The sequence below is a fragment of the Alcanivorax sp. 97CO-5 genome, assembly GCF_000524665.1.
Taxonomy (GTDB): Bacteria; Pseudomonadota; Gammaproteobacteria; order Pseudomonadales; family Alcanivoracaceae; genus Alcanivorax; species Alcanivorax borkumensis.
In genome coordinates, this window is record NZ_KI965877.1 from 375,143 (window position 1) to 398,613 (window position 23,471).

At 54.5% G+C, this 23,471-nt stretch carries 20 protein-coding genes; 4 read left to right on the plus strand and 16 right to left on the minus strand.

What is annotated here, in order from left to right:
• Position 1 precedes the first annotated feature (1 nt).
• The 3 genes from Y017_RS01710 to Y017_RS01720 form a co-directional block, all read right to left on the minus strand.
• Positions 2 to 742: a polysaccharide deacetylase family protein gene (locus Y017_RS01710; RefSeq protein WP_051428677.1), complete on the minus strand. Its 741-nt coding sequence runs from the start codon at positions 740 to 742 to the stop codon at positions 2 to 4.
• A complete protein-coding gene (locus Y017_RS01715; protein ID WP_011588328.1) occupies positions 732 to 1,910 on the minus strand; it encodes a glycosyltransferase in 1,179 nt (392 codons plus the stop codon). Before Y017_RS01715 ends, Y017_RS01710 begins: the two co-directional genes overlap by 11 nt.
• A 186-nt stretch (positions 1,911 to 2,096) precedes the next feature.
• Positions 2,097 to 3,251 carry a sulfotransferase gene (locus Y017_RS01720; RefSeq protein ID WP_011588327.1) on the minus strand — a complete coding sequence of 385 codons (1,155 nt, stop codon included), beginning with the start codon at positions 3,249 to 3,251 and terminating at the stop codon, positions 2,097 to 2,099.
• Between the two features lie 120 nt (positions 3,252 to 3,371).
• Between Y017_RS01720 and Y017_RS01725 the strand changes: the two genes are divergently transcribed.
• The gene (locus Y017_RS01725; protein WP_046961826.1) at positions 3,372 to 4,175 is read left to right on the plus strand and encodes a glycerophosphodiester phosphodiesterase; all 804 of its coding nucleotides are present in this window, start codon (positions 3,372 to 3,374) and stop codon (positions 4,173 to 4,175) included.
• Here Y017_RS01725 and Y017_RS01730 read toward each other — a convergent pair.
• The gene (locus tag Y017_RS01730; RefSeq protein WP_011588325.1) at positions 4,139 to 5,308 is read right to left on the minus strand and encodes a patatin-like phospholipase family protein; all 1,170 of its coding nucleotides are present in this window, start codon (positions 5,306 to 5,308) and stop codon (positions 4,139 to 4,141) included. The two genes, Y017_RS01725 and Y017_RS01730, sit on opposite strands and share 37 nt — an antisense overlap.
• A gap of 130 nt (positions 5,309 to 5,438) precedes the next feature.
• Between Y017_RS01730 and Y017_RS01735 the strand changes: the two genes are divergently transcribed.
• Positions 5,439 to 6,578 (plus strand): GNAT family N-acetyltransferase/peptidase C39 family protein, encoded by a 1,140-nt coding sequence (locus tag Y017_RS01735; RefSeq protein ID WP_035458453.1) that lies wholly within the window; start codon positions 5,439 to 5,441, stop codon positions 6,576 to 6,578.
• Between the two features lie 103 nt (positions 6,579 to 6,681).
• On the opposite strand, the gene nqrM is transcribed toward Y017_RS01735, so the two are convergent.
• The 11 genes from nqrM to Y017_RS01790 all read right to left on the minus strand — a co-directional run bounded on the left by nqrM (position 6,682) and on the right by Y017_RS01790 (position 17,473).
• Positions 6,682 to 6,918 (minus strand): (Na+)-NQR maturation NqrM, encoded by a 237-nt coding sequence (nqrM, locus tag Y017_RS01740; protein WP_035458455.1) that lies wholly within the window; start codon positions 6,916 to 6,918, stop codon positions 6,682 to 6,684.
• Between the two features lies 1 nt (position 6,919).
• Positions 6,920 to 7,933 (minus strand): FAD:protein FMN transferase, encoded by a 1,014-nt coding sequence (locus Y017_RS01745; RefSeq protein ID WP_011588322.1) that lies wholly within the window; start codon positions 7,931 to 7,933, stop codon positions 6,920 to 6,922.
• Positions 7,934 to 8,121: 188 nt separating this feature from the next.
• Complete coding sequence (nqrF, locus tag Y017_RS01750; RefSeq protein ID WP_035458457.1) at positions 8,122 to 9,351, minus strand: NADH:ubiquinone reductase (Na(+)-transporting) subunit F; 1,230 nt, start codon at positions 9,349 to 9,351, stop codon at positions 8,122 to 8,124.
• A gap of 15 nt (positions 9,352 to 9,366) precedes the next feature.
• Positions 9,367 to 9,987, minus strand: a complete 621-nt coding sequence (gene nqrE / locus Y017_RS01755) for an NADH:ubiquinone reductase (Na(+)-transporting) subunit E (RefSeq protein WP_011588320.1) — start codon at positions 9,985 to 9,987, stop codon at positions 9,367 to 9,369.
• A gap of 12 nt (positions 9,988 to 9,999) precedes the next feature.
• Complete coding sequence (locus tag Y017_RS01760; protein ID WP_011588319.1) at positions 10,000 to 10,665, minus strand: NADH:ubiquinone reductase (Na(+)-transporting) subunit D; 666 nt, start codon at positions 10,663 to 10,665, stop codon at positions 10,000 to 10,002.
• Complete coding sequence (locus Y017_RS01765; RefSeq protein WP_011588318.1) at positions 10,665 to 11,486, minus strand: Na(+)-translocating NADH-quinone reductase subunit C; 822 nt, start codon at positions 11,484 to 11,486, stop codon at positions 10,665 to 10,667. Before Y017_RS01765 ends, Y017_RS01760 begins: the two co-directional genes overlap by 1 nt.
• The gene (locus Y017_RS01770) at positions 11,486 to 12,745 is read right to left on the minus strand and encodes an NADH:ubiquinone reductase (Na(+)-transporting) subunit B (protein WP_011588317.1); all 1,260 of its coding nucleotides are present in this window, start codon (positions 12,743 to 12,745) and stop codon (positions 11,486 to 11,488) included. Before Y017_RS01770 ends, Y017_RS01765 begins: the two co-directional genes overlap by 1 nt.
• A gap of 2 nt (positions 12,746 to 12,747) precedes the next feature.
• The gene (locus Y017_RS01775) at positions 12,748 to 14,094 is read right to left on the minus strand and encodes a Na(+)-translocating NADH-quinone reductase subunit A (RefSeq protein WP_035458459.1); all 1,347 of its coding nucleotides are present in this window, start codon (positions 14,092 to 14,094) and stop codon (positions 12,748 to 12,750) included.
• A gap of 266 nt (positions 14,095 to 14,360) precedes the next feature.
• A complete protein-coding gene (locus tag Y017_RS01780) occupies positions 14,361 to 15,800 on the minus strand; it encodes a glyceraldehyde-3-phosphate dehydrogenase (RefSeq protein ID WP_011588315.1) in 1,440 nt (479 codons plus the stop codon).
• 201 nt (positions 15,801 to 16,001) lie between these two features.
• The gene (locus Y017_RS01785; RefSeq protein WP_035458461.1) at positions 16,002 to 16,598 is read right to left on the minus strand and encodes a uracil-DNA glycosylase family protein; all 597 of its coding nucleotides are present in this window, start codon (positions 16,596 to 16,598) and stop codon (positions 16,002 to 16,004) included.
• Positions 16,595 to 17,473 (minus strand): acyl-CoA thioesterase II, encoded by an 879-nt coding sequence (locus Y017_RS01790; protein WP_011588313.1) that lies wholly within the window; start codon positions 17,471 to 17,473, stop codon positions 16,595 to 16,597. Before Y017_RS01790 ends, Y017_RS01785 begins: the two co-directional genes overlap by 4 nt.
• Positions 17,474 to 18,106: 633 nt before the next feature.
• Between Y017_RS01790 and mfd the strand changes: the two genes are divergently transcribed.
• Together mfd and Y017_RS01800 are read left to right on the plus strand one after the other, a co-directional pair.
• Positions 18,107 to 21,586, plus strand: coding sequence for a transcription-repair coupling factor (gene mfd, locus Y017_RS01795; protein WP_035458463.1), 3,480 nt, complete (start codon positions 18,107 to 18,109; stop codon positions 21,584 to 21,586).
• Between the two features lie 212 nt (positions 21,587 to 21,798).
• Entirely contained in the window at positions 21,799 to 22,395 is a 597-nt protein-coding gene (locus Y017_RS01800; protein ID WP_035458465.1) for a peptidoglycan binding protein CsiV, read from the plus strand.
• Between the two features lie 53 nt (positions 22,396 to 22,448).
• On the opposite strand, the gene Y017_RS01805 is transcribed toward Y017_RS01800, so the two are convergent.
• The gene (locus Y017_RS01805; protein WP_011588310.1) at positions 22,449 to 23,357 is read right to left on the minus strand and encodes an oxidoreductase; all 909 of its coding nucleotides are present in this window, start codon (positions 23,355 to 23,357) and stop codon (positions 22,449 to 22,451) included.
• Positions 23,358 to 23,471: the final 114 nt, after the last annotated feature.

Here is a 23,471-nt window from a genome sequence, read left to right on the forward strand (position 1 = left end):
CCTAACGTGCCGATCTATCCTCTATAAATCCGGGCTCCATTCCTAACTGCGGATACGGTAATGCCTGCGATAAGGATTTCAGTAACGGTGAAATTCTGTTGCCTAGGCGCAACTCAAAATCGTGCGGGTGTAACCCGATACGCACCGGCACCCCCACGCGCCGAGCCCGGCTAATATTCACCGCATTAGAAAAGCCCAACACCCAGGCCCGAAAAGCAGTATCGGCCTCAAAGCCCACTAAAGGTAGCCGGGTAAACGTTTGCTCTTGAGCATCATGGAGACCGAAAAGGGTTTCCACATACCGAAATGGCAACAGGGAAAGCTGCGCCGGAGAGAGCGCACCCAACGCCCAAGCCGGTGGCACATAGAGGGGTGAGGGGCTCAGCCCGTTACGGATAAACCAGCGATAACAATCCCACACTAACCGTTGAATGCCATCGCCGGAAAACGACAGATGCTCCGCCACATCCCGTGACAACAGCGCACTGTGCAAGCGGTGATAAAGCGTCACGGGGGGCTGACAACGATGGGACCAGCCATGCCCGGCTAGTGGATGCCCCGCGTTCTGCAGGCTTCGCAACCAATCAAGATCACCCTCCTGCCAATCTTTACCCGGCACCACTAACAAGGTTACCGCTTCACAAGGCAAGCGTAACCGCGCCAGCATGGCCGTTACCTGCGTCCGCGTCTCGGGCATCACGTCATGAATCGAGACCAGCGCAGCTAATGAGTCAGAGCGCATTACGTAGATAACTGCTACTCAAACGGCGCAGTAATGCCAAGGTAGGGGAAGGCAACGCCCAGCTCGAAGCTGGTGCCAACGAAGCACAGTGGGCCAGTACCGCCGTCCACTGGATAATCGCATCGTCGTTCATGGCTAGTGCCGCCTGGCGTGCCTGACGGGCTTTGAATGCACGAGTCACCGGGCTTAGCGACTGCAATCGCTCAACAGTATCGAACAGGCTCTCCCCCACCTTCATCACCCACAAGCCACTAACCAATGCCGGCCATTCGTTGATGCCGCAAGCCGGCGTAGTAATCACCAGCCGCTCACGTGCCATGGCTTCCAGCGCGACCGTGCCAAAGGCTTCCACCGATGAAGGTAGCACCAGTACTTGGCAGCGATCCAGCATACTGACCACTTGTTCACGGGTGCACCAACCATGGAAATGCAGATTATTCTGTTCACGGCAGGCGTTTTCTACCTTGTTACGCAGGGGGCCGTCTCCAGCGATTTCAAATTGCAGATCCGGGCGCTGGGATGCCAGCACGAGAAAGGATTCAATATTTTTTTCCGCCGCCAGCCGGCCCACATAACAAACCCGCTGAACCGTATTATCTAACTCGACCACTGGCGTATTCACGAACTCTTGGGCCAACGGCGTGCCGACCAATTGAGGATTACGCGCTCCCGCTGCACGGGCCTGGGCGATCATCGATTCGCAAATAGTGGCGGCGGTTTCGCTACCCTGAAACAGCGTCCGATTCACCCAATTGAGAAAGCCCCCAGCCAGACGCGCCAACCGCTTACCCCAATACAGCTCCACCAGACGGTTGTAATCTGTCTGGAAAGTTACGCACACCGGGATCCCCCATTTCTTGGCAATCCAGTACCCGATCATGGAGAAAATACCGGGGCCCGGAATGACGATCACATCGGGTTTCATTTCCCAGACCAAGGCACTGAGTTCTCGCACCTTGGGAAAAAACAGACGCTGAGTGGGATCACCCGGAATCGGAACAGACGCCCCTTGGCAAGGATGGGGATTGTGCATGCAAGGCTGCACCAACTCCACTTGCGCCACTTGATTTTTTAGATGCGACACCAGGTCTTGGAAGTAAGCACCGACGCCATTCCGCCCTTTGATTGCATCCACCACAAACAGTATGCGTAGCTCTTTGGTATCCATGCACGGCAGTATCCGGACTGCTCATGTCGAGAATGTGACAGCAAGGCCACCCACAACGCGGAAAGTACGACAAGGTATGACAAAAAACCAACAGGCTGCACACTACATACAACCTGTGCGGGCGTCAGGCGACGCTAACACGCCTACCCCTTTTCGGTGTGGAGATCACTTTCCATAGAGGCGGCGTTAACCATCGGGTTTGATAAAACCAAAGCGCTCATAAACCCAACCAAACCTCTGCAGCAATTCGTCATCACTGACGCCCAAGGCGTCCAGTGAGTAGTGGTGGCCACTACGGTACTGTTTGGCTTTGCGGTCTTGCTCCTGCAGCTGCTCACAGAAATGCGCGTCTGCTTGCCAGCCAAAACGACGGTAAAAACCCAGCACGGTATCGCTGGGAGCGCGCACCAGGGTCTCCATCACCGATAACGCCCGGCGCTGTTGCGGCATTTGTTCGGCCACTTCTATCAAATGCAGATAGTAGTATTCCAGCATTGCTAGAAACCCTTCCCGCCAGTAAGCGGTAGTGTCGCGGCCATCAAACAGGCGCGCACCGATCAGGATCGAATTCACCTGCGATGGCACCGCCGCCGTGGGGCTACGTAGGCAGCCAATAAAACGGGCATCCGGAAAGGCCTCTGCCAAGGTTTCCATCCACGGGGTAAACGAGGGATTCTTCGATAACAGGGTTTTCCCCTGTCCGTGAAAGTAAAGGTGACGCTGCACAAAGCGGCGGTAGGATTGCATCAATCGCTGTTTCTCATCCGCACTGCCATCGCGGTCCAGAAACGTCAGTTGCCACAGGGAAGGAACGGGAACCACAAGGACCAGCAGAAAGCAGCCCCATACGGGGATCAACCCCAGATAATCCTCTTCCGGATCGAGCAACCCTGTCTTGTGCACACCATCCAACCCACTCAACAGACGCCGTTCCAACCAACAGACTAGTCTAGCCCCCGGCCGGCCTAGCCACTTATCCAAGCGCGCCATACCCGTCCAGAAATAGCGCTGGGTAATCGAGGGGGCGAACAGTAGCTCCCATAGGGCGGTCGTCGTGAAACGCGAATCCATGGCCAGCAGACGATGCAGGAAAGTGGTACCGCTTCGCGGCACGCCAATCACAAATAATGGCTCGCGCACCGACACCCGGCGAAACCCCGGAAATAGCAGGTAATCCAACCCCAGCCCGATACCATTAATCGCCTGCACCAGCAAAAAAGATGGCCAAAAAACCAGCATCACCAGCAGTCGTTGCAACGAGAAGCCGTGCCATTGCCCTTGATAACGTGGAGCCCAACTGACCAGGAATAATCGGCTATAACGTTTCAACAGCTTTAACATGGTGAAGCTCGGCGGCGAGAAACGTTGAAACAATAAAACAGCTCCAAGACATAAAAATGACAGCAGTATCTCTTGTGTCTCGGTCACAGCGCTGTCATCTTTCTCGCAAAGAATAGCACTATGACACTGCCAATGACCGACCTAACTGCCTCTTCAATCTACCCAGCCTTGGTGGGCCACCGTGGCGCCCGCGGCGAAGCGCCTGAGAATACCCTCGCCAGCTTCCAGGTCGCTTTAGAGGCGGGCGTAACAGAAATGGAATTGGATGTACGGCTATCCTCCGATGGCCAGTTGATCGTATTGCACGATAGCGACGTAATCCGAACCACCGGGCTTCGCGGCAATGTTCGTCAGTACACCAGTGCCCAGCTCGGCGTCATGGATGCTCGCCGAAATACACCAGGCTGGCACAGCCCCACCGGGATTCCCTCACTTCAAGAAGTGATCGACCTATGTGGCCCAGCTATACGCTTCCAGTTCGAAGTTAAAGGGGCAAACCGGATTGTTCTGCACCAGCTAGCCCATCATCTGACGCATATGATCCACGACCAACAACTGCAAACACGAGTGGTGATCACCTCAAGTCACACTGGGTTTCTGCGCATGATCGGCACCATGGCCCCGGATATTGAACGCGGCTATGTGTGTCAGCACCGCTACCTGCAACCGACCCGAAGAGCACAAGGGTTGGGTTGTAGCTGGCTCATTGCACATTACTCTCTCGTTGGCCCTGCACTGATGCGCCGCGCCAAACGTCGCGGATTAAAGGTCTCTGTGTGGACGGTGAACGACCTGACAGAAGCCGAGCGGCTGGCAAAACTAAAGGTAAACAGCATCATCACCGACTTCCCCACCAGCTTTGTCAGCCACTTCCGCCGCAAACAGCGTTACGGGGCCTCGGAAGCCGTCTCCATTAGTGGCTGATCATTTAGGAACGCCATGATCTCATCTTTACGGGCCGTCGCATCTTTACGCCCCATTTCAATCAATGCATTGGTGAACCCAGGCTCAAATAACAAATAGCTCATAGCACTGGCACCAGGAGAGCGAGTCGCTCCGGAACTGCGCAGAAAAAACCGCAAGGATCGAGGTAATTCCCGAATATGCTCCGCCGCGATTTCATCAATGGGCCGAGAGGGATAAATCTTTAGCACATCCACTTCTCGCAGCTTGATATCTTTTTTCCTGCGCGCCCGCTCTCCCAGGGCCGACAGTGTGTGATTAATGCGCTCAAGCCGCTCAACATCCCCTTCCAGCGTGTCGACAAACACACTATTAAGCACGTGCCCCAGCACCTGGGCCATTGAAGGGTACCCGCTTAGCTGACGTAGATGCCCTGCACTCACATTACCAGACACACCAATTACCAGTAGCCGCGTAGCGCCCAAATGCAGCGCGGGGCTTAATGGAGCAAGCTGACGCAGCGCTCCATCACCATAATAAGCCTTGTCCACCTTAGTCGCAGGAAACAGGATAGGAATGGCCGCCGATCCCAACAAATGCTCTACCCCAATTTGCGAACGCTTACCCTTACGGCGAGCGCGAGCCCATTCGGCAAGCTCATCGGTGCCCTGATAAAAGCTCACTGATTCACCGCTTGCATAGGCCGAAGCAGTAATGGCCAGTGCCCGCAAATGCCCCTGATCCAAGCTCTCCTGAATACGGCGAAAATTAATCACTAGCGATAGCAAGCGTTGTAACGGCGTATTATCAAGCAACGAACTTCGCTCCGGAGTTTTGCCCGTCGCCACACCAGAAAAAAACCAACGCAACACGCCACGGATGCAGGCATAGAGGTCCGTGCGATACACCTGTTCGGCGGTAATATTGGACCAGACTCTCTCCAAGCCTCGGACCGCCGCCCGATAGTTACCCGCATTCGCCGCTAAAGCCGTTGCATTGATCGCCCCCGCCGAGGTGCCACAGATAATCGGAAAGGGGTTCGGCGCGCCACGGGGAATCATTTCCGCTATCGCCGCTAGGACGCCTACCTGGTAAGCGCCACGTGCACCGCCGCCCGACAATATCAATCCTCTGACCGGATCCTGTTTGTGCATTGATACCCTCCCTGTTTGTTGTTTTCAGTATGCCGCGCTAACCGCCACGCCACCACTACTCGCCGCATCAATAATGCTGGCAAGGCAATACCGGCTACCTTATTCTGAACACCTTCAAGGACACAGGATTATGTGCGTTTTCTCCCTTCGCCCCGCTCTTCCCGACGATCTAGATGCCCTCACGGCACTGGAGCAGCGCTGCTTTTCCTCCGACCGCCTTACTCGACGCAGTTTTCGTCAATGGCTCAAGCGGCAGCACGCTGGCCTTATCGTTGCCCAGAACGAACATCAGCAATTGGTTGGCTATGCGCTAGTGTTGCTGCAACCCGGCACGCGCCTTGCCCGCCTTTACTCCATAGCGGTGGATCCGCAGCAGCGTGGCAAAAAACTCGGAGAACAGTTACTGGGTGCCGCCGAAGGCTATGCACATCAGCAACACCGCCTGTTTCTTCGCCTGGAAGTCCGCAAAGACAACACCGTGGCCATCGCCCTGTACGAACGCTTGGGCTACCGCCTGTTTGCCCAGACGGTAGACTATTACGAGGATCACGAAGACGCCCTGCGTTACCAAAAGCGGTTGCACTATTTAGCTGACTTACCCGACCTATCAAGCCAAGCGCACGCTGCCTCGACTCAAACAGGGCGTTTGCAGTTACCTTGGGTTCAGCAAACCACGCCTTTCACTTGCGGGCCCGCCTGCTTACTGATGGCCTTAGCTGCCCTGAAAAAACAGGCGCCCACGGTCACCGAAGAGCTATTGCTATGGCGTGAAGCCACCACCATCTACATGACCGCAGGCCATGGTGGCTGTCATCCGCTCGGCCTCGCACTGGCCGCTCGACAGCGTGGGCTCAGCGCCCGCGTATGGTGTAACCAGGCCGGCCCGTTATTTCTGGATTCGGTGCGTGACCGCGACAAAAAATCCGTGATTACCACCTTACACGACCACTTTGTCAGTGAGTGTTCGCGGCACAGGGTCCCGGTCTGCTACGGCGATTTCAGCGCCACCGATCTGGATAATGCCATTAGTGTCGGCAGTATCGTGCTAGTGCTCATCAGTACTTGGCGACTAGACCGGCGCAAGGCGCCTCACTGGGTCGCTATTAGTGGCAGCGATGAGGAATGCTTCTACATCCACGACCCGGATCCCGGTGAAGACCAGGTGCCCATGGATTGCCAACATGTCCCCATTACACGCCATAAATTTGAACAAATGCGACAGTACGGTCAGGCAAAGTTGCGTACGGCAGTGGTATTGAACCGCCTCTGAAGAATACCTTGCCGTAATCGCCGCGCTCGCGGCGCGCCTACGGCAGATAGTCAGACATAAAAAAACCCGCATGGAGCGGGTTCTTTTGTGGGCGGGCTTGGAATTAGATCTTCATCACGTTCTTACCCAGTGCCGCCGCTTTTTCGTTGTTAACCTTGCGAGCGTTCTCTTCGCATTCGTCATCATTACCGCCGCAAATTTCACAGTCCTGCTTCATGCCCAGCGCCGCCAGGCCACCACAGGATCCCTTTACCGGCTTGTTGGAGAGAATCACGCCCACAGCCATGCCGGCGAAAAGCAGGCCAATAAAAATTACTGCCGCCACAATAGTCATGAACATGTCACTTACCCTCCACAATTGCATCAAACGCGGGAGTCGATAACTCTTTTACTCCCTTCTCAGTTCTGACAATAAAAAATACGGCCAGTTCATGGTCTTTGGCAAAAGCCATTCCTTCATCCGGCCCCAGCACCGTCATTGCCGTGGCCAGCCCATCCGCAATCATTGCACTTTTGTGCAAAACAGACACCGAAGCAAGCTTGTGCTGCACCGGATAGCCCGTACGTGGATCAATCGTATGGGAGAATAATCGTCCTTGCGACTCGAAGAAGTTACGGTAATCACCACTGGTAGCCACCGCCATGTCCTTCAAGTCTACCACCTGCTCAACCTCACGAACGCCAGCAATCGGCCGCTCAACGGCAACTCGCCAAGGCTGCTTATAGGGCTTGCTGCCTTTGCCCCGTAATTCCCCCCCCACTTCTACTAAATAGTTGCTCAAGCCATAACGGTCCAGTAAATCCGCCACTTTATCCACCGCATACCCCTTCGCAATAGAGGACAGATCCACATACACGCCGCCAGGCTGAAGTAACTGCTGCTCGCTGAGCATAAGCTTTTGCCAACCAACTCGTGTTAGCGCGGCCTCCACTTCAGAGTGTTTCGGAGGCTCAAAGCGCTCCGGATCAGGCCCAAAGCCCCACAAATTAACCAATGGACCCACAGTCACGTCGTAGGCCCCATCAGTCTGCTCCGAAAGCAAAAAAGCGGCATGCAAAACCTTCACCAGATCAGATGGCAACACCATCAGGGCACCGGGCTCAGCATGATTAAAACGGCTAATATTGGAGTCAGGACGGTAAGTGCTCATCTGCGCATTTACTTGCTCCAACGCCGCTACAATATCCGCCTTTAATGCTTGTACTCCGCCATCACTCGGTGTCCCTGTATATTTCACACTCCAAGTGGTACCCATAGTCGGGCCACTGAGCACAGAAAGGCGATTCTTGCTGTCATCACAGCCACCAAAAAGCAGAAGCAGAGAGAAAGCCAGTACAGAGAGGATGCGGAGCATTGCTTAGGTCCGAAGGTATAAAGCAGAGGAACAAGGATCAAGCTGGAACACAGAAAAGGAGCCCATGTTCTGTAAAGCTTCGCTCGCGATCAACGGCAAGGCGCGATCACAAACGATAAAACCTAAAACATAGGTTCCACTGTAGCTTGTAGCTAACAAAACGCCGGCCCGAAGGCCGGCCTTTGGAATCATCCGCCAAAGTCATCCAACAGAATGTTTTCCGGCTCGACGCCCAAATCTTCCAACATTTTGATGACAGACGCATTCATCATCGGCGGACCACACATGTAGTACTCGCAGTCCTCAGGGGCCGGATGGTCCTTAAGATACTGCTCGTACAGCACGTTGTGGATAAAGCCGGTGAGGCCATCCCAATTGTCTTCAGGTTGCGGATCTGACAGAGCTAGGTACCAGTCGAAGTTGTCATTCTCTTCAGCCAGCTTGTCATATTCCTCATTGTAGAAACATTCGCGAACACTGCGGGCACCATACCAGAAGCTCATTTTGCGCTTGGAGTGCAATCGCTTGAGCTGATCGAAGATATGGCTACGCATGGGGGCCATACCCGCACCACCGCCGATGAACACCATTTCTGCGTCGGTTTTCTTAGCGAAGAACTCGCCGAATGGACCAAATACAGTGATCTTGTCACCCGGCTTCAGGCTGAACACGTATGAGCTCATAATGCCGGGTTGAATATCCTTGGAGCCAGGAGGCGGCGTCGCAATACGGATATTGAATTTAAGGATGCCCTTCTCTTCCGGGTAGTTGGCCATGGAATAAGCACGGATCACTTCTTCGTTATTTTTGGTGTTCAAATCGAAAAAGTTGAACCGTTCCCAGTCACCCCGGTATTCCTCATCGATATCGAAGTCAGAAAACTTCACATCGAAAGGCGGCGCTTCCAGCTGTACATAACCTCCGGCACGGAAATCCACATTTTCGCCTTCAGGCAACTTCAGCGTCAGCTCTTTGATGAAAGTGGCAACATTGTTATTGGAAACAACCTCACACTCCCACTTCTTAACGCCGAAGAATTCTTCTGGCACCTGGATTTCCATGTCTTGCTTCACGTTGACCTGACAACTTAAGCGCCAGCCATCGCGAATCTGACCTTTGGTGAAATGACCTTCTTCAGTGGGAAGAATATCGCCACCACCATCCAGCACCTGACACCGACACTGCGCGCAAGTACCACCACCGCCACAGGCAGAAGATAGAAAAATACCCTGATCTGCCAATGTCCCCAACAGCTTACCGCCAGCTGGAGCTTCAATGGATTTATCTGGATCATCGTTAATGACAATGCTCACATTACCCGTGCTGACCAGCCGCGAGCGGGCAACCAGAATGATTGCCACCAACGCGAGCACGATGGCGGTGAACATGACAACACCGAGAATAATCTCAAAACTCATGATTCAACCCCTCGCTTACAGCTGCACACCGGAAAAAGACATAAAGCCCAGTGACATCAAACCAACAGTAATGAAGGTGATGCCTAGACCTTTTAGGCCATCGGGTACGTCACTGTACTTCAGCTTTTCACGAATACCGGCCAACAGAGTGATGGCAAGAGCCCAACCCACGCCGGCACCCACGCCATACACAACAGACTCACCGAAGGTGTAATCGCGTTCCACCATGAATAGAGAAGCCCCCATGATGGCGCAGTTCACTGTAATTAGCGGCAGGAAAATACCCAGCGCGTTGTACAAGCTCGGCACGTATTTATCCAGAGTCATCTCCAGAATCTGTACGATCGCTGCAATCACGCCAATATAGCTGAGAAGCCCGAGAAAACGCAGATCCAGACTTGCGAGCTGTTCGCTGCCAGTCCAAGACAAAGCACCTTCTTCAAGCAGATTATGAAGAATCAGGTTATTCACCGGAACAGTAATCGCCAGAACCACAACCACCGCAATCCCCAGGCCGATGGCAGTCTGGATCTTTTTGGAAATCGCGATAAAGGTACACATGCCCAGAAAGAAGGCCAACGCCATGTTCTCAACAAAGACGGCGCGGACGAACAGGCTCAGATAATGTTCAAACATTCCTCGTCTCCGTTAAAACGCGTCGCTGACACGGGTGTTGGGCTTCATTTTGAAGGTATCTTCTTCCACTTGCTCCGGCTTCCAGGCACGAATAGCCCAAATAAACAGACCAATAAGGAAGAACGCGCTGGGTGGTAACAGCATCATGCCATTGGTCATGTACCAGCCGCCTTCGGATACCTTGGGCAGAATCTGGTGACCAAACAAACTACCCGCACCCAGTAATTCGCGGGTAAAACCCAGCCCCAACAGAATTGCCGAATAACCTAGACCGTTCCCTACGCCATCGAGGAAAGACGGGATCGGCGGATTCTTCATAGCAAAGGCTTCCGCGCGCCCCATCACGATACAGTTGGTAATAATGAGCCCCACGAACACCGACAGTTGCTTGGAAATACTGTAGGCATAGGCTTTCAGAAACTGATCAACCACAATTACCAGCGATGCAATGATGGTCATCTGTACGATGATTCGAATGCTGGAAGGAATGCTGTTGCGAATCGAGCTTACAAAGAAGTTCGAGAACGCTGTTACCGCAGTCAATGCGATACACATCGTCACCGTGGTGCTCAGGTTACTGGTCACCGCCAACGCGGAACAGATACCCAGGATCTGCAGAGCGATGGGGTTATTGTCGAAAATCGGACCTAACAAGATGTCCTTGGTTTTCTCCGCCATTACGCCTCTCCTTCCGGTTGCTCAGGTGTCGCGGCACCATCAGCCACCGCCGTTTCACCCTCTTGCATACGCTCAAGGTAAGGACCAAAACCGTTTTCGCCTACCCAAAAACGCAGCAAGTTACTTACACCCTTGCTGGTCAGGGTTGCGCCGGCCAGGCCATCAACTTTGTATTCCGCATTCGGGGTGCTGCCATCCACTGTGCCTTTAATCACCTGGATTTCCACTTCCCCCTGGTCACCGTATAACTTCTTGCCTTCCCACAGAGCCTTCCACTTAGGGTTATCCACTTCACCCCCCAGCCCTGGAGTTTCGCCGTGCTCGTAGAAACCGAGCCCGGCCACTGTATTGGCATCCGGCTCAAGCGCCAGGAAACCGTACAGAGTAGACCAAAGGCCGTAGCCATGAACGGGCAAGATGATACGGCTTAGCGCGCCGCTATCGTCTTTGGCCAGGTACACTTCGGCCACTTTTGCCTGGCTCTTGATGTCCGCAAGGTCTTCATCGCCAGTCAGGCGAATAGATTGCTCGGGATCCTTAGCCGCTTTACGTTGATCGTAAGACTCTGGCATCTCAACATATTTGCCGGTATCGATATCAACAAACTTACGCTCAATAGTCTTGAAAACCTCTTCTACGTCGGTACCTTCTTGGTACAACCCAGCGGCTTGAAGAATATTCATCCGTTTATCGAGAAGCTGATTCTCAGCCTGAACCGGACGCAAGCTCACCGCTGCTGTGGCCACAACCACACCACAAACCACACATACCAGGAAGGCGACCAGCAGCGTTTTACCAACGCTTTCGTTGTTTCCAGCCATTAGACTTCTCCCCCTGTCCGACGCAGGCGGCGACGAATATTCGCCTGGGTCACAAAGTAATCAATCAGCGGTGCACACAAGTTGCCGAACAGGATCGCCAACATGATGCCTTCTGGGAAAGCCGGGTTGATCACCCGAATCAGGACGGTCATCACACCAATCAGGGCACCAAAGATGTATTTGCCCGTGTTGGTCATGGAGGCCGACACCGGGTCGGTTGCCATGAAGATCATACCGAAGGCGAAGCCACCCACACTCAGGTGCCAGTACCATGGCATGCCGAACATGGCATTAGTCTCAGAACCGATCACATTGAACAGGGAAGACATACCAAGCATGCCCAAGAACACACCCAAAACAATGCGCCAAGAAGCAATCTTGGTCATCAACAAAGCTGCGCCACCGATAAGAATAGCCAGCGTGGAAGTCTCACCAATACTGCCCTGGATGTTACCAAGGAAAGTGTTCATCCAACTCAGGCTAGCGGTAGCGGCCGCCGCACCTTCAGTCAATGCGTTGCCAGTAAGGCCTACCGCGTAGTTCAAGCTACCCGAGGCAGCCAGAGACAAGGACGTGGCACCGGAGAAGTTATCCACGGCGGTCCACACTGCATCACCGGACATCTGCGCCGGGTAGGCAAAGTAAAGGAACGCACGGCCAACCAACGCCGGGTTAAGGAAGTTCTTGCCCGTTCCCCCGAACACTTCCTTACCGATGACTACACCGAAGGAAATACCCAGGAACACCTGCCACAAAGGAATGGAAGGTGGCAGGATCAAGGTAAACAGAATACCCGTAACGAAGAAGCCTTCGTTAACCTCATGGCCGCGCTTCCACGCGAACAGTCCTTCCCAGATAAAACCACCGATGTACACGGTGAGCAGAATCGGGATGTAGTAAACCGCACCATGCAGAACATTGGCCCAAATACTGGCCGGATCGAACCCGGTCAGCGCTGCCACCAAATCACTACGCCAGCCGGCGAGCGGACTAGCGCCTAACTCTGCGATCTGCAAATTAGCTTGGTAACCGGTGTTCCACAGACCAAACAGGATCGCCGGAAAAGTGCAGAACCACACCGTCATCATGATCCGTTTCAGATCAAGACCATCACGCACGTGAGCCGCGGAACGGGTTACCGAATCCGGGGTGTAGAGCATGGTGTCGAACATTTCGTAGAAGGTGTAATACTTCTCGAACTTACCACCCTCATGAAAATGAGGGGACACTTTGTCATCTAGAAACTTTCTCATACCCATGCTCAGCCCTCCGCCTCAATCGTGGTCAGGTTGTCGCGCAGAATCGGACCGTATTCGTATTTGCCTGGGCACACGAAGGTACACAGAGAAAGGTCTTCTTCCAGCAACTCCAAGGCACCAAGGGCCGTGGCGCTGTCGGTATCACCAACAATCAATGCACGCAGCAACTGCGTCGGCAAAATATCCAGCGGCATCACTTCTTCATAGGCCCCCACTGGCACCATGGCACGTTCGGAGCCATTGGTAGTAGTGGTAAAATTGAAGCGTTTGCCCGGCATCAGCTTGGACAGATAGATATTCATCAGCGAGAAACGGTTGGCGCCGGGCGAAATGTAACCCAACAGCTCCCGTTCATGGCCTTCACGCAAAGCCGTTAGCTGGTTTGTTGTCCGGCTTAACCAAGCCACAGGACCTCGGGCGTTGTGACCGTTCAGTACAGAGCCGGAGATCAGGCGGTTATCGCCTTCTTTTAGTTCACCCTGGGCAAAATCGTCCACGCTGGCGCCCACACGAGTACGTAAGGCCCGTGGAGTTTTCGCCTGCGGGCCTGTCAAGGCAACCACACGGGCGGAACTAATCTTGCCTTCGGTGAACAGCTTGCCGATAGCAATCACATCCTGATAACCCACCGACCAAACTGTCTTGTTCAGGCCAACAGGGTCTAGATAGTGAATGTGGGTACCCACATTGCCTGCCGGATGCTTACCAGAAAACGCTTCTTCACGAACCTGCCCGCCCGCAAAGCTGGGCAGATCAGTATTAGGACCGCGACACACCCATACCGGGCCGTCGGTCAGACGGCTCAGTACAGTCAAACCATGGCGAAAAGCCTGCTCATTTTCCTTGATCACCAAAGCCGGATCTAGTGCCAGAGGGTTGGTGTCAAGGATAGAGACGAAAACAGAATTGGGTGTACTACCCGGTGCCGGCACCTTGCCGAATGGGCGAGTGCGCAACAGCGTCCACTCACCGGAGTCCACCAACTGCTGCTGCACCGCATCGCGATCCAGAGATCTCAGTTGGTCAGCACTGTAAGAGGCGAAGGTGACTTCGTCTTCCTGGTCTGCCACTTCAATCACCACAGATTGAAGCACTCGTTTGTGGCCACGGTTAATGGCAATCACTTTACCGGCAGCAGGAGATGTATATTTCACACCCTCGGTTTTCTTATCCGTGAAGATCAGCTGGCCTTTTTTGACCACGTCTCCCTCGCGGACTTCCATAGTGGGTTTCATGCCCACATAGTCACCGCCGAGCACGGCAACAGAACGAACCTGGTGACCTTCCTCAATCGCCTGGCGCGGTGCACCAGCGATGGGCAGATCAAGGCCCTTCCTGATTTTAATCATAGTTTCTCGCCCACGTTGCATGTTGCTGAAGTCGAGGCACGCTACCTGAGGGCCCGGGTAAACCAGGTTTTACAGGAAACGTTCGCAAATTCCGGAATGTGCAATGGATACCGACAAAAACCCGGCGGGCACATTATAAGGTCGCGCCTACCTGTTCGCCAGCACCGCCGCCTCCGCCTTTTGTCGTATAGCCCCTTTTATAGGGCAACAAGAAAACGGAAAATGCACCGAAAAAAGCCCGCGGGGCGGGCTTCTCTGTTCCGGGTTCAGTCCTTCGGATACACCGGGAATTCCACCCCAGAAATCTGCTGCAGGATACGCAACACCTGACAGCTATAACCGAACTCATTGTCATACCACACATACAGCACACAGTGACGACCATTAACAATAGTCGCTTCTGCGTCAATCACGGAGGCGTGACGTGAGCCAACGAAATCCGTAGACACTGCATCCGGGCTGCTTACGAAATCCACCTGGCGCTGCAGAGGAGAATGCAAGCTCACCCAACGCAAGTAATCGTTGAGCTCTTCCAAGGTAGTTTCTTTGCCCAGAGTCAAGTTCAGGATCGCCATAGACACGTTCGGGGTGGGAACGCGGATGGAGTTTCCGGTCAGCTTGCCATTAAGGCTCGGCAATACTTTGGTGGCAGCCGTCGCCGCACCGGTCTCAGTCAACACCATGTTCAGTGGCGCCGAACGCCCACGACGAGGCCCCTTGTGGAAGTTATCCAACAGGTTCTGGTCATTGGTGTAGGAGTGTACCGTTTCCACATGGCCGAACTCGATGCCGAACTTATCTTCCAGCGCCTTCAGCGGCGGAACGATGGCATTGGTGGTGCAGCTTGCTGCGGAAATAATCTTGTCGCTGTCTTCAATCAAATCATTGTTCACGCCGTGAACGATGTTCTTCATGTTGCCCTTGCCTGGCGCAGTCAACATCACGCGGGACACACCCTTGCATTGCAAATGCTGAGACAGACCTTCCTCGTCACGCCATTTACCGGTGTTATCAATCACCACAGCATTATTAATGCCGTAATCGGTGTAATCGATAGACGCCGGGTCGCTGGAGTAAATCACCTTAATGAAGTTACCGTTGGCGATGATGGCATTTTCTTCCTCGTCCACGGCGATAGTGCCCGCAAACGGGCCGTGCACAGAATCACGACGCATCAGGCTAGCGCGCTTTTGCAAATCACCCTTACCTGATTCACGCACCACAATGGCTTTCAGACGCAGGCCATCGCCGGAGCCGGCTTTCTCGATCAACAGACGTGCCAGAATACGACCGATACGGCCGAACCCGTACAGCACCACATCGGTACGCTCGGGCATGTCGACTTTGCTGCTCACCGCTTCAGACAGCTCTTCTCGCACATAATCTTCGATAGAGAGGCCACGATTGTCTTTTTTGTACTCCACCGCCAATTTACCGATATCGATCCGGCAAGGGCCGAGATCCGACTTAGCCACTTCCTGAAGGATCGGGAAAGTATCGACCACAGACAGTTCAGAATCTTCAACCTGCTTAACGAAACGATGGCTCTTCAGAATCTGGATAACAGACTTGTTGACCAGGGAACGGCTGTACACGGTCGTGGTAACGTTCTTTTCACGATGCAGGCGCCCGATCATAGGAATCATGGCTTCTGCAATTTCTTCGCGGTTCTTCCAGCGTCCGAAATGGTCTTCCAGTTTGCTCACGGAGATGGCCCTCTCAGTTTGGGTTCAGGCGACGAAAAGCGGCATCATTGCCATGCTTGCCGTCCTACCTGCGGTGGTGGAGTACGGGGCGCGCATAATAGCGCCAAAAGGCCACATTATCTACCCGGATTAGGGGAAGATAGCTCGCCAAAGCCCGCTATCCGGCGCAGACAAAGATAAACACCCATTACTACAGGAGTATCATCCGTCTGCGGCCTTCTGCAAGGCGGAAGCAACCTGTTTCCTTAGCACCGGCACCACCTCCTCCTCGAACCAGGGCCGTTGCTGCAACCACAGGCGATTGCGGGGGCTGGGATGAGGGAGCGGAAAAAAACCCTGATCCAACGCCCGGGCAAAATGCCGCACTGTGTCTGTGAGTGTTTTTCCAGGCTTAGCCAGATAAAAGCGCTGGGCATACCGTCCTACCAACAATGTCAGCCGCAGATTTGGCAACTCCGCCAGCAAAGGGCCATGCCACTGGGGCGCACATTCCGGTCGCGGCGGCAGGTCCCCGCCCTTGCCCCGGCCCGGATAGCATAGCCCCATAGGAATGATCGCAATCTGACTCTCGTCATAGAAGGTTTCACGGCCAACCTGTAGCCAGTCTCGCAGACGATCGCCGGACGGATCGTTCCAGGGAATCCCGGTCTCATGAACGCGAGTCCCCGGCGCCTGCCCCACAATCAGTAACCGCGCGCCCTGCCCAGCCTGCACCACCGGCCGCGGCCCCAGCGGCAGATGCGACTCACACAGCCGGCAGGCACGAACGTCTTCCAACAGGTCAATCAGTTGTGTCATTCCGTCGGGCTGTCTGAGGGATGCAGGCGCATCAATCCTTCTTGAGCCACCGACGCCACCAAGGTGCCATCTTGGCGATAAATAGAACCAAAATTCAGGCCGCGAGAACCACCCGAGAAGGGGCTATCACTTCGATACAGCAGCCACTCATCAATGCGAAAATCATTATGGAACCACATGGCATGATCAATGCTCGCGCACTGCACATTAGGCTGCCAGAAATTCATTCCGTGAGGCAGCATGGCGGTGCCCATTAGGCCAAAGTCGGAACAATAGGCTAATAACGCTCGCTGGGTCATCGGGTTAGCATCCACCCGATCTACCACCCTGAACCAAACCTCGCGGACAGGGTCCTGGGGTTCAGAGGAGATGGAATCTTTCGGCGTCACCGGCCGAAACTCCACCGGCCGGTCAGTCAGAAAATCCTTTCGAAACTGTTCAGGCAAGCGATCCACCAGCTTCATACGAATGCCCTCATCATTCTCTAGGCCCTCAGGCCCCGGCACGTCGGGCATAACTGACTGATGGGAAACCCCCTCCTCCGCCACTTGGTAAGACGCCGCCAGAGAGAAGATCGGCCGACCATGCTGGATCGCGTCCACTCGGCGCGTGGTGAAACTCTTGCCATCACGTATCCGGTCAACGTAATAGACGATCGGCACGTTAAAATCGCCGGGGCGCAAAAAATACGCATGCAAGGAGTGCACAGGACGTGCATCATCCACCGTCCGCGAGGCGGCCAACAACGCCTGCCCAGCCACCAAGCCACCAAACACACTGCGCTGCCCATTGGCCTCGCTTTGTCCCCGAAACAAATTATTCTCCAGCTGCTCCAAATCGAACAGATTCATCAGTTCCTGAACCGATGCCTTCATACTCAACCCTCTGCGCAATAAAACCAATGGTCGCCATCCTACCTGCAACTCGAAAGAATGTTGAGATTGACGACATCCAGAAAAGTGGGCAGGCAATAACCAACAGAACACGCCCAATGAGCAATAACATGCACATCATTTCTCGCAAGAGCTCACAGCCTAGCAAGTCGCTTTCACTCTATGTGAAAACCAACAACCCGGCCCGGTGGCTTTATGGAATAGGAAAACAACGCTCTCTATTTACTTCTGCGCTAACGACCCAACAATTAAAGGCCACCTCGAAATGGTGAGTACCATCACTGACCACCAGCGACGCCAACGGAACCCAAAAAGCAAACGACTCACCCGGCGCCTTATTGTGTAGGGCAACCTCGCCCTGCTTGCGTTGCGAGTGGCCGGAGAAACAGAAGAAAAAGGCTTTCCCCGCCCTTGGGAGAGACCGGCATATTTGCTTCCACCAGTGTCAAATTATTGCCATTTTTCAACGCAAACGCCTGTCCTTCACAATTTTTCCATGGTTGTCATGTGATCATGCCTGCTCCCCAAAAAATGCTACGCAGTGCAGACGGCGCTGACGGCACCGTCCCCCTTGGCTACAATACGCGCCCACCGAATGCGCAGGAACGGGTCTGAATGAAGCTACTCCCCGACAGCAATCTCTTTCCCAATGGGCGAGAGCACTATAAGGACTGGGCCGGGCTCAATGCCGGCAGCATGGCCGCAGTGCTGGCCGAGCTGGCGCGTAACCAAGACCATTTATTGGTGGTGCTAACGCCCAATAGCAGCCGTGCCCAGCAGCTCACCGACTCACTAAGCTTCTACCTGACCGGCAGCAACACCCCAGTGATGCTGTTTCCAGACTGGGAAACCCTGCCCTACGATCTATTCAGCCCGCATCAGGACATTATCAGCGACCGTATTCAGGTTCTTCACCAGCTGCCCACTACCCATAAGGGCATTCTGGTGGTGCCGGTAAATACGCTAATGCAGCGATTGGCGCCGCCGATACATATCACCGGCAACAGTTTCCTGCTCAAGGTGGGTGATCGTTTCGACATGGAAGCTACCCGCAGCCGGCTAGTCGCCAGTGGCTACCGGCAGCGAGACAACGTGTACGAGCACGGCGAGTTTGCCGTGCGCGGGGCTATCATGGACATTTTTCCCATGGGCGCCGAGCAACCGTTCCGCATCGAACTGTTCGACGATGAAATCGAATCCCTGCGCCTGTTCGAAGCGGAAAGCCAGCGCTCCACCGGCAAAGTGGACAATATCACCCTGCTGCCCGCCGCAGAGTTTCCCCTCAGTGCCGAAGGTATTGCCCGCTTCCGTAGCCGCTTCCGCGATACTTTCGACGTGGATACCCGTCACGTGCCCCTTTATCAGGACGTGACCGACGGCCTAGCGGCGCCGGGCCTGGAATATTATCTACCCCTGTTCTATGAGGAGATGGCCACCTTATTCGATTACCTGCCCGACGATGTACGGCTGGTGGAACTGGCCGACACACAGAGCGCCATCAAGCACTTCTGGCAAGATGTGGAGCAGCGCCATGAATCCCGGCGCCACGATATTCACCGCCCGATTCTAGCTCCCTGGCAATTGTTCCTGCGCCCTGACGAGCTCAACGCCGCACTAAAGCAACATCCAAGAGCGCGCCAGATTCATAATGATTCAAGCGGCGCAGACCAGGCCATCCACTTTGACGTGGCGCCTATGCCTTCGCTCACCGCCGATGTGCGTGCCAACAATCCATTGGCTTTGCTGCATACCTTTTCCGACGCCCATCCTGATACCCATATCCTGATTTGTGCGGAAACCGCCGGGCGCAGGGAGGCCCTGCTGGAGTTGATGCAGAAGATTCAGATCCAGCCGGCCATGAAAGACAACTGGCCCGACTTCATTGCCAACTCGGCACGCTGGAACCTGACCCAAGGGGAGCTGGATGCGGGCTTCTACGCTCCGGAACACGCCTTACTCGTGGTCACCGAAAATGACCTGTATGGCGAGCGGGTACTGCAGCGCAGGCGCCGTAAATCCAGCAGCGACGACGGCGCCGCCGAGCAAGCGTTCCGCTCCTTAGGCGAAATGACCGTGGGCTCCCCGGTGGTGCATCTGGAGCACGGCGTGGGGCGTTACTTGGGCCTCACTCATATGGAAGTGCATCGCCAGCAACACGAATTTCTGCTGCTGGAATACGCCGGCGGCGACAAACTCTATGTACCGGTTTCCTCGTTGCATCTGATTAGCCGGTACGGTGGCGGTGACACCGCTCCCTTGAATCGTTTAGGCACTGAACAATGGACGAAGGCTCGCCAGAAAGCGGCCGAAAAAATCCACGATGTAGCTGCCGAGCTGCTCAACACCTACGCTCGGCGCGAGGCCAGAGAAGGCCGCCAGTTCGAACTGGACCTGAACGACTATGACCGTTTCAGCGCTAGCTTTCCCTTCGAGGAAACCCCGGACCAACAGGCGGCTATTGCCTCAGTGGTTGCCGACATGCAATCGAGCCAGCCCATGGATCGGCTGGTGTGTGGTGACGTGGGTTTCGGCAAAACCGAAGTTGCCATGCGCGCCGCCTTCGTGGCGGTGGAAAACCAGACCCAGGTGGCGGTGCTGGTGCCCACCACCCTGCTTGCCCAACAGCACTACGAGTCATTCACCGATCGCTTTGCCGACTGGCCGGTAAATATCGAAGTACTGTCCCGTTTTCGCAGCGCCAAGGAAAAGACCCAGGTGTTACAGCGGCTTAAGGAAGGCAAGGTGGATATTCTGGTGGGCACCCATCAGCTCCTGCAAGAAACCGTATCGTTCGATAATCTGGGGCTGATTATTGTCGATGAAGAGCACCGCTTCGGGGTACGCCACAAGGAGCGCCTCAAGCAAATGCGGGCCGAGTGCGACATCCTCACCCTCACCGCCACGCCAATTCCGCGAACCCTGAATATGGCCATGAGCGGCATGCGAGATATCTCTATCATCGCTACCCCGCCGCAGAAACGCCTGTCGGTGAAAACCTTCGTACAGCAGCACAACGATACCGTCATCAAGGAAGCCTTACTGCGTGAATTATTGCGCGGCGGCCAAGTGTATTACCTGCACAACGACATCGACACCATGGAGAAAACCGCAGCGGACATCCGCAAACTGGTGCCCGATGCCCGCGTCGGCATTGCCCACGGGCAAATGCGCGAGCGGGAACTGGAAGCGGTGATGAGTGACTTTTACCACCGCCGCTTCAATGTGCTAGTGAGCACCACTATCATCGAAACGGGTATCGATGTGCCCAGCGCCAATACCATCATCATCGACCGGGCCGACAAGCTTGGATTGGCCCAGCTTCATCAGCTGCGCGGCCGCGTGGGCCGCAGCCATCACCAAGCCTACGCCTACCTGATCACCCCCAGTCCCAAGGTGATGACCAAGGATGCGATCAAACGACTAGAAGCCATTGAGCAGGCCACCGACCTGGGGGCCGGCTTCATGCTCGCCAGCCAGGACATGGAAATTCGCGGCGCCGGCGAGCTGCTCGGCGAAGAACAACATGGCAATATCGAGACCATCGGTTTCAGTCTCTATATGGAAATGCTGGAACAAGCGGTGGATGCATTGAAGCGCGGCGAACAGCCGGATGTGGAAAAGCCCCTAAGCGGTGGCCCGGAACTGAACCTGCGCATTCCCGCACTGATTCCCGAAGATTATCTGCCCGATGTGTTCGGCAGGCTGACCCTCTACAAGCGCATCGCTGGGTGTAAAACCCGTGCCGGCCTGAAAGAGCTGAAAGTGGAAATGATCGACCGCTTCGGCCTGCTGCCCGAACCGGTAAAAAATCTGTTTGCTGTCACAGAACTACGTCAGCAGGCCGATCGACTGGGCATTATCCGCTTGGACGCCCACGCCACCGGCGGCAAGTTAGAGTTTGGCGAACGCACCCCTGTGGACCCGCTCACCATCGTCAAACTGGTCCAGTCCGGCCCCAACCGTTTCAAGCTGGAAGGTGCCAACGCCCTGCGTTTTGTGGAAGACAGCGAGACACCTGAAGAACGCATTAAAGTAGTACAGGAACTGCTTAAACGTCTGGCAGCTCAAAGCATTAAGCCCGACGCTCCGGCTTGAATACCAGCTATATCCTTTTGAGGCCAAGCACTGGAGGCCGACCACGGAAGTGGTATGCCTCCAGTGGCCACAGTGCAAGACTGACCGCTCCTTTATCACAAAAACCGTACCGATCAACCAATGCCCCGTGAGCAAACGGGAAGGCGTAAGGTATAAAGTATAGTCCGCACTATGGTGAAAGCCTGATCGACAAGCTGCACAAGGAGTTCTCGATGCATCGCGCATTATTGTTTGTTGCTCTTATCTTATTGGGCAACAGCGCCATGGCACAAAGATGGTATCAAGTAGAAGTCTTGGTGTTTGCCCATAACAACACCAGCAACGAAGAGCGCTGGGCCGCCGGCTTACAACCTCGCTATGCTTCTCAGGCCATCACCATAGGTCAGCCTGAATCTAATGAACTCGCTGACCCGGATGCGATTGCCCGTGGCGCTTGGCTGCCACTCCCCCAGGACGATGAAGTGCTTCGTTACATGCTCGAGCGAATGGAAAGTAGCGGCAAATATCGTGAGCTTTATCATGCGGCATGGCAGCAGCCCATCGGTAGTGAGACCGATACTTTACCCATATATATCCGGGGCGATCAGATGCTGATCAACGAGGGCGCAAACGTGCCGGAACTGGAAGGCACCTTACAATTCAGTGAATCTCGCTATCTTCATGTTAAGCCCCAAGTCTGGTTTAACACAGAAAGTAATGGAGAACGCCTGTACGTGAAAATAGATGAAAAACGCCGCCTTACTGGCCACCAAATCTATTATTTCGATCACGGTTTGTTCGGCATGTTGATCCGAATTACCCAAGCCTGATCAGCAACGCTCACCAATGGCATACTCGCCGTTTAAGCTAATACTGCTCTCACCTAAGCGCTAAGGTAGCGGACCCCTGTGAGGCGCTCGGACTCATCCCATAGCTTTTCTGCCAGCCCTACGTTATCGGTGATTTTACGCGCGAAAGCCGGAGCAGGATAACCTCGCAACTCGAAAACTTTTCCATCCGGGCCGTAATATCCCCCAGACGTCACATTATCACTGGTGGCTGCCATCACCCCAGGCAAGCATCCCATCTCGGCGGGCTGAGCCAACAACCAGTTAAACACGCCACCACCGGGCACCGTGTCCTGAAGATGGGTTGCAGAGTAGCCTGGGTGCGCCGCCATCACCTGAATGGAAGATCCGCATTTTTGTAAACGCCGATGCAAGTCTTTAGCGAAGATCAGGTTAGCCAACTTGCTTTGACAATAAAAAGACCAGCGTGAATACCGCTTCTCTGCGTTCAGATTTCCCCACAATATTTTTCCACCGCGGTGAGCCAAGCTGGAGATCTGAACGATGCGTGGAGCCGGCGCCGCTTCAAGCAGACTCAATAACGGCCCAGTCAATGCAAAATGGCCAAGATGGTTAGTGCCGAATTGCATCTCGAACCCCTCCTTGGTGCGCTGCAAAGGTGGCGCCATCACTCCCGCATTATTGAGCAACACATCCAGTTTATTAATACGCTGTTTGAGCGTAGCAACAAACGTTTTAACCGACTCAAGATCAGCCAAATCTAGCGGCAACACTGTTAAGCTAGCTTGCGGCGTCAATATCTTAACCTGCTCAGCAGCCGCTTCAGCTTTCGCTGTGTTGCGACATGCCATAATCACTTCTGCGCCATTAGCAACAAACAGCTTCACCGCTTCCAGGCCAATGCCGCTATTAGCCCCGGTGACAACAATCGTTTTACCAAACAGATCGGGAATGTGCGCCGGGCGCCAGCGGGACCGGGTCATGGTCGCTCCTTAATGTCAATTGTGACTACCATTGTTTTCCCCACGCAGCTCTAAAGCACGCTCATGTTGAGCCAATTGTCACTCCCCCCTTTATCCAAAAGATATTTCACAACA